This window comes from Oleomonas cavernae (assembly GCF_003590945.1).
GTDB classification, from domain to species: domain Bacteria; phylum Pseudomonadota; class Alphaproteobacteria; order Zavarziniales; family Zavarziniaceae; genus Zavarzinia; species Zavarzinia cavernae.
In genome coordinates this window covers 1-5,941 of the sequence record NZ_QYUK01000002.1, presented here as the reverse complement: position 1 = coordinate 5,941, position 5,941 = coordinate 1, and the positions used below count along the sequence as shown (strand labels likewise).

Below are 5,941 nucleotides of genomic sequence, written 5' to 3'. Positions count from 1 at the left end.
GCGCACGCGCCGGCGCGCAGGTCCACAGCGCGTCGACGCGGATGTCGCCGGCCCAGTTCTCGAAGCCCTGGCGGTAGAGGTCGATGCCCGCGGGAAAGCCGGAGGCGGCGTACCGGAGGCAGCATCCGCCGGCGTCAGCCGGAACAGCGGCGCCCAGGCCGCGAGCGCGGCAGCCGAACCCATGCCCGTGACGAATTTGCGGCGCGACAGGCCGCGTCCGCCATTGCCCGCCGGCTCATCCCTACCCTGTGACAAGAGCTTTCTCCCCCGCTGTCGTAAATGGCAGGGGCTCCCCCGGAGCGCTCTCCCTGCCCCCACATCATCGGGGATTTTGCAGGGCCTGCCTCTACGCCGAACGGATGGCGGCGTTTTCCTACAGCAACTGTCGGCGTTGTCTCAGGCGAATATCGGTTCGCCCGTCAACATGTGATTCAGCGAATCAAGTCCGCCCAGGCGAAGCTCACGTTGATCGCAAAGCTCGATCGCTGCCGCGATGGGCAATCCCTGTCCGTGACCCCATCTCGCGCCTTCTATCGTACGGCGAAATCCCGCTTTTCGTTGAAACTGCAGGGAGCGGAAGCCGTGCGATGCTGGCAGCCTCCTTGGGCGGCAGCCCCAGGATTCCCATGATCATCGTCGCGGTCCGTTCGGGATATCCCCCACGCTCATGCCCATTTGCTTCAGCAAGGCGGCCTGCGGGCTCTTCTCGGTCCCGGCTTGTTGCTCCGCCGAAATGGCGGCGAGTACCGTACCCCCGACAGCAACGAGGCAAGGAACAGATCCGGAGCCTTGAACCTCCCGGCCGCCACACCCCGGGCCAGGTCACGCATCATGAACTGGCCGAGACCGCGCGTCAGCACTCCGGGCCGAGTAGCCCTCTCGCAGCAGAATATGACCCCAGACCGGTTCGGCGTCGCGCGCGCATGACGGTATGCCTCACGCTGAAGGCGACTGCCTTATTGCCGGGTCATCCACGTCGGATACCAGTTCGCCAAGGGCCTTGGCGAAATCCTCGAAGACGAGGTTCATCAGGGCGTCGTAGATCGACTCCTTCGACTCGAAGTGGTTGTAGAAGGACCCGAAACCAACGTCTGCCGCCTCCGTGATCTCGTTGATGGCCACGCCTTCCATGCCCCGTTCGGCCATGAGGCGGAACGCGGCATCCAGCAGCTTCGCGCGGGTTTCGCGCTTGCGGCGCGCCCCTCGAGGCTCGCGTTCCGTCGGCGCTGCATCAGCGCTGCTGCTTGCCTTGGCCTTGGCTTTGACCTTGGCAGGGGCGGCATTGCGCTTGGGTTTCCGAGGCGCAGACGGGGTGGCCATCAGGTGCTCCAGTGAATTTTGATTTCGAGTTACTCCATAAACAACTCTGATCATTTAATCAGAGATCTGACCGTATAAAAAGCTCCCGAGGGGGAGTGGACACCCTCGGGAAAGCATCCGGCGGCTCTGCCATGAGGAGAAATGGGGGACGCCGGGACCGGAGAATCGGGGAATCAGAACTGATAGCGCGCAAAGAACTGCAGGTAGTCACGGTCGCGCATCAGGTTGTAGCGCCCGCCGCCGGTGAACCAGGTGTAGCCGACCGTGAAGGACAGCGCGTCCTTGTAGCGGGTCTCCAGCATCAGGTCGGCCTGCTTGCGGCCTTCCACGAAGTTGCCACCAGGCCCCGGCGAGGTGCCGCCCACGTCCTGCGACCAGATCAGCGTCGGCCGCAGACCGATCGAGGGCAGCACGTTTTCGTAGGTGAACAGGCCGATCACGCGATAGCCCCACGACCATTCGTCGGCAAAGCCCTTCAGGTCTTCCTGATGCGGGTTGAAGCGGATGCCATCCGCTCCAACGCTGCAGGCCGGATTGAGCGAGCAGGCCTGGCGGGATCCGTCTGCGCCGGAGCCGTCAGCACCGGCACTGGCGTGGTAGTAGGTGCCCGGGGCTTCGAGCTGCAGTTGGTCCAGCGCCGGATCCCCGGCACCCAGGTCGCGCCCCACTCGCTTACCAGGATGATCTGGTCGGCGGCGAACGGGTTGTCCTGCGGACCATAGACCCGCGTGGTGCCGAAGTTGAACTGGTAGACATCGAAACGCTCGTAGCCGCGCACGTAGCAGTCGATGCCGGGATGGTAGTCCGCATCCGTCATCGTGGCCGCGCAGGGCGTGTTCTCACCGACCTGGCCACCGCGGTAGGCGGTGACGAAGCTGGGGAAGGCGCGCGCCGAGCCCGGGATGTGGCCAATGCCGACATTGAATGAGATCCGGATACGGCGTTGCGCCGCTGGCGTCGACGAAGTCGCTGGAACCATATAGAGGGTTGCCATGCCGTCCTCGGCGTAGCGATACCGATGTTGGCGAGTTCCGCCGAACCCAGGCAGCCGACGCTGCGGTCATGACAGCGCGTGAGCGTGGGGCCGAGGGCGGCGAAAGCCAGGTCCTGCAGATCGACCTGCAAGGGCAGATTCGACGGTAGGCCACCTCGCCCCTGGATCGAGAAATCACCGATCGTCGTATTGAAGCTCAAGCCGTAGAGCTGGATGTTCTCCGGGTATTCCAGCTGGGGCGCGCCGTATCCAGCGGGGCCCCACTGTCCGTGGCGTACTGGGCCTCCGGCTGGCTGCGGGTGGGTCAGCGCATGCAGGAAGGGACATCGCTGCAGACCGCGAGGAAGCTGACGAGGTCGCGGGCATCGATGCCGAGCAGGTTCCCCTCCCGGCGCGCGCAACTCGCCTGGGTCGCGTAGACGCTGGCAACCGGCAAGCGCGAGTGGTAGTTCATGAAGTACGCACCCAGCTCGATCCCGCTGCCCACCGATTCGAGGTAGTACTTCAGCGCCAGGCCGAACTGGCCCGAGGCCGACGGCTCTTTCGTCCCGCAGGCGACGGATCGTCGAAGTGGTATTGCTCAGGCCGGTCAGCGTCGAATCGAGCGGCGTGGCGCGACGGTCCGGTCTTCGGCCAGATTGCCGGGGCTGATGCTGACCGTGCTTCCGGCATTGTCGGTGCGATGTCCAGGTCGGAGAAATAGCTGCCCGGGCGTGGCCTTCCACGTTCTGCCACTCGAGCTGGTAGAAGCCTTCCAGCGTTGCGTTCTCGAAGGGATCGAAACTCGCGAACACCATCCCCACCGGCGTGAACACCTCCTCCACGGTGCGGCCGATGCGGGTGTAGTTGTTGGCATTGACGGGTGACCTGGTTGATGCTGTTGAGCACCAGCGTGTGCTCTCGCCCCAGTTCACGGTCTGGCGGCCGAGCTTGAACGGTGAGCTCCTTGTCGCTCCATAGCGCAGCTTGGTGAACAGCACGGCATCCAGCAGCTGCAGGTCCGTGCCGATCTGGCGCAGCGTTTCGCCATCGCTGCGCCGGTTGCGCACGACCGCGCCCGCCCGTACACCAGGCGGCCACCGTTGGCGCCGGGCTGGCCCCAGGGTCGGCTCGCAATCACGCCCGGTGAGCAGCGCGGCCGGGTTCCTCAGCAGCGCTCCGATATCCGTCGGCGGCAACGGCGCCGAGGGGGCCTCCGGCCCACCTGCAGGTAATTGTCCGAGGTAATGCGGTTCGGATGGTACTCACGAAATCGTTGTTGACGAAAAATCGTAGAAATACAGCGCCCGCGCGAAGAATCCAATCCTGCCGTAGCTCAGCGTCAGGTCGCTGGTGACCTTGGCCGGTGCGGCAAACAGATCGCCGCGCCGATAGTTGAGGTTGCCGTCATCATTGTTGAGAGACGCGGCGCCGGGAGCGGCGGCCAGCCTTTCGGCCGGGAAGACCTGGGTCCTGAACAGGCTCTGGCAGCTCTGGTAGGCACCGTTGGGGCCGGTGCAGACCTGCGGATCGAGATTGGATTTGCCGATCAGGTCGGACGCGGGATCCTGCATGCGCAGGCCGGCGCCTACCGTAACGCTGGTGTTGAGCTACGGCGCTGATGCCGTCCCCGGATCCGACGGGCAGATCGAAATCCAGTGCCCGCGCGGGCGTCGATGCCAGGGCCGCGAGCAGAATACCGGCCCGGCCGTTGCGACAATGCGGTTCATGCGTGAGATCTCCCCTGGGTCTGCTTCGTGATCGAATGGCTGCCGCAATGAGCGCCGAGCAAGACCAGCGACTCATGGACGATGCGCGACGCCTCCGCGGGCGGACCGTCATGCAGGACCACGCGATCGGTCGCACGACTGCGACCCAGCCGAAGGGCGCGGCGCCCGGCAGCAAGGCCCCCTGCAGGTCTTCCGCAGCGCCCTCGCCTTGTGCAGGACCTGGCTGCGATGGCAGATCTGGACGAAACGCCCACCGGCGGCTTCCCAGGCCTGGCGCTGCGCACTGTTCAGCGTGCTGCGCGGATGCAGACCGAAGCCCACCAGGGTCGGCCCCCCGTCAAGCAGCGTGTCGCCTCAGCACCACGTCGCCACGGGAGTTGCGCACCAGGCCCTGGGGCAGTTGGCCCCCTCGCTCCAGCTGGCGAGCCCCCGGGCAAAACAGGCCTTGGCAAAGCGGTTCTTCGGCTTGATGCCCAGGTCGTCCAGGAAGCGACGCAGTGGCGGCAGCAGGCGCAGCAGGCGGACACTGCCATGGGTCAGGCAGCGCGACCAGCGAGTTGCGCGGCATCACCAGGCTGCCCATCAGCTTGGCCAGCCCGATCATGGCCCGCGCATGCGGGCGGCGCTCCTGGTCATAACTGGTCGAGGATCGCGGGCGAGGCCTTGCCCTGCACCACGGCGGCGAGTTTCCAGCAGAGGTTGGCGGCGTCGCGCAAGGCCCGCGACCAGGCCCTGCCCGGAAAGGCGGCGTGATGTGCGCCGCGTCGCGGCGAGGAATACGAGTCCCTTGCGGAAGCTGTCGCAGCAGCGTGCGTGAAAGCGGTACACCGCGCGGCGCTCGATCTTCATCTGGCCCAGGTCGCCCCAGGGCCTGAGCAGCTCGCCGATGCGCTCGTCGGTCTCCATCTGCTCGCGCGTCTCGCCGGGGGCCAGCATGAACTCCCAGCGCTCGCGCTGGCCCGGCGCAGGCATGTGCGGGATCGGCCGCTTCGAGGATCGCAGATGAACTCGTGTGAATCGATCGGCTTCGGCACGTTGAGGCGTCGACGATCAGCCAGTCTTCGGGATAGGTCGCCCCACCGAAATCCTGGCCGATCATGCGCCGCACCAGCGAGGACGCGCCGTCCGCGGCAACGAGAAATCGGCGCGCACACGGTGATCGACCCCGTCAGCGTCGCGCAGCCTGACGGTGACGCCCTTGCCGTCATCGACGAAGTCCAGGAACTCCACGCCGCAGGCCGTTCGCACGGAGTCCAGCGCCGGACCTGGCGGCGCAGGGCCGCCTCCAGCTCCGGCTGGAAGAAGGTCACCAGCTTGGGGTGGCCGTCGATGCTTCCCGCGCTGTTGACGCGACCAAACTGACCCAGCAGCGGCGAGTGCATGCGCACCTCGGGAATCGCCACCCGCTTCGAACGCCTGCTCGTCCAGGCCCACCATCTGCAGGATGCGCAGGCCTCGTTGTCCCAGTGCGATCGCTCGCGGCTGCGTCAGGATGTCGCTGGCCTTGTCGACGATTCAGCGTTCGCACGCCCTGGCGGCCGAGCAGGCAGCCGATGGCCGCGCCGACCGGGCCGTAACCCACCACCAGACGGAAACCTGTTCGGGCAAGGCCGTTTCGGCGATGGAAATCTTGTCGTTCATCGAAAATCCCGTTGAGTAGTGAGAAGACGTGGAGCGCTCAGACTGCAGCGGCGCCAGCCAGCGGGCAGCAGACTCCAGGTCTGGAGGCGATCCTCGGCTCGATAGCGCAGCAGCCGGCCGATCTGTTGCTCCACGGCGCGCGCGACCTGTTCGCGCAGCTCCCAGACGACCTCCTTGTCACCTTCGCGGCCCTGCAGATGCGCTGTGGCAGCGCTCTGGCCGAAGCCGAAGTAGTAGCGCTGCGGGCGTGGCAGCAGCGTCGGGCCCAGGCCGCGTG

General features: G+C 66.1%; 7 protein-coding genes and 3 pseudogenes. 1 reads left to right on the top strand and 9 read right to left on the bottom strand.

Annotated features, from left to right (window positions below; all coding sequences use genetic code 11):
* Nucleotides 1–936 precede the first annotated feature (936 nt).
* The 8 genes and pseudogenes from D3874_RS28930 to D3874_RS32340 form a co-directional block, all read right to left on the bottom strand.
* On the bottom strand, nucleotides 937–1,320 hold the full coding sequence (locus D3874_RS28930) for a TetR/AcrR family transcriptional regulator (RefSeq protein ID WP_199698850.1): 384 nt from the start codon (nucleotides 1,318–1,320) through the stop codon (nucleotides 937–939).
* Nucleotides 1,321–1,493: 173 nt separating this feature from the next.
* Entirely contained in the window at nucleotides 1,494–1,988 is a 495-nt protein-coding gene (locus D3874_RS31445; RefSeq protein ID WP_119775149.1) for a DUF1302 family protein, read from the bottom strand.
* Nucleotides 1,964–2,224, bottom strand: a pseudogene (locus D3874_RS31440) (DUF1302 family protein); the annotation flags it as partial. The pseudogene D3874_RS31440 and the gene D3874_RS31445, both read right to left, overlap by 25 nt.
* Complete coding sequence (locus tag D3874_RS31765; protein WP_119775151.1) at nucleotides 2,134–2,715, bottom strand: DUF1302 family protein; 582 nt, start codon at nucleotides 2,713–2,715, stop codon at nucleotides 2,134–2,136. The gene D3874_RS31765 and the pseudogene D3874_RS31440, both read right to left, overlap by 91 nt.
* A complete protein-coding gene (locus D3874_RS30995) occupies nucleotides 2,619–2,891 on the bottom strand; it encodes a DUF1302 family protein (RefSeq protein WP_119775143.1) in 273 nt (90 codons plus the stop codon). The genes D3874_RS31765 and D3874_RS30995 overlap by 97 nt, the downstream gene beginning before the upstream one ends.
* A 154-nt stretch (nucleotides 2,892–3,045) precedes the next feature.
* Nucleotides 3,046–3,363, bottom strand: a pseudogene (locus D3874_RS31760) (DUF1302 family protein); the annotation flags it as partial.
* A 195-nt stretch (nucleotides 3,364–3,558) separates the two neighbouring features.
* Nucleotides 3,559–3,891, bottom strand: a pseudogene (locus D3874_RS00045) (DUF1302 family protein); the annotation flags it as partial.
* A gap of 732 nt (nucleotides 3,892–4,623) precedes the next feature.
* A complete protein-coding gene (locus D3874_RS32340; RefSeq protein ID WP_233559762.1) occupies nucleotides 4,624–4,995 on the bottom strand; it encodes a hypothetical protein in 372 nt (123 codons plus the stop codon).
* A 520-nt stretch (nucleotides 4,996–5,515) separates the two neighbouring features.
* Here D3874_RS32340 and D3874_RS28915 point away from each other — a divergent pair.
* A complete protein-coding gene (locus D3874_RS28915; RefSeq protein ID WP_199698849.1) occupies nucleotides 5,516–5,683 on the top strand; it encodes a hypothetical protein in 168 nt (55 codons plus the stop codon).
* Here the strand turns inward: D3874_RS28915 and D3874_RS28245 are convergent.
* On the bottom strand, nucleotides 5,661–5,941 hold a 281-nt coding region (locus tag D3874_RS28245), incomplete at its 5' end, for a hypothetical protein (RefSeq protein ID WP_199698848.1). The genes D3874_RS28915 and D3874_RS28245 overlap by 23 nt on opposite strands.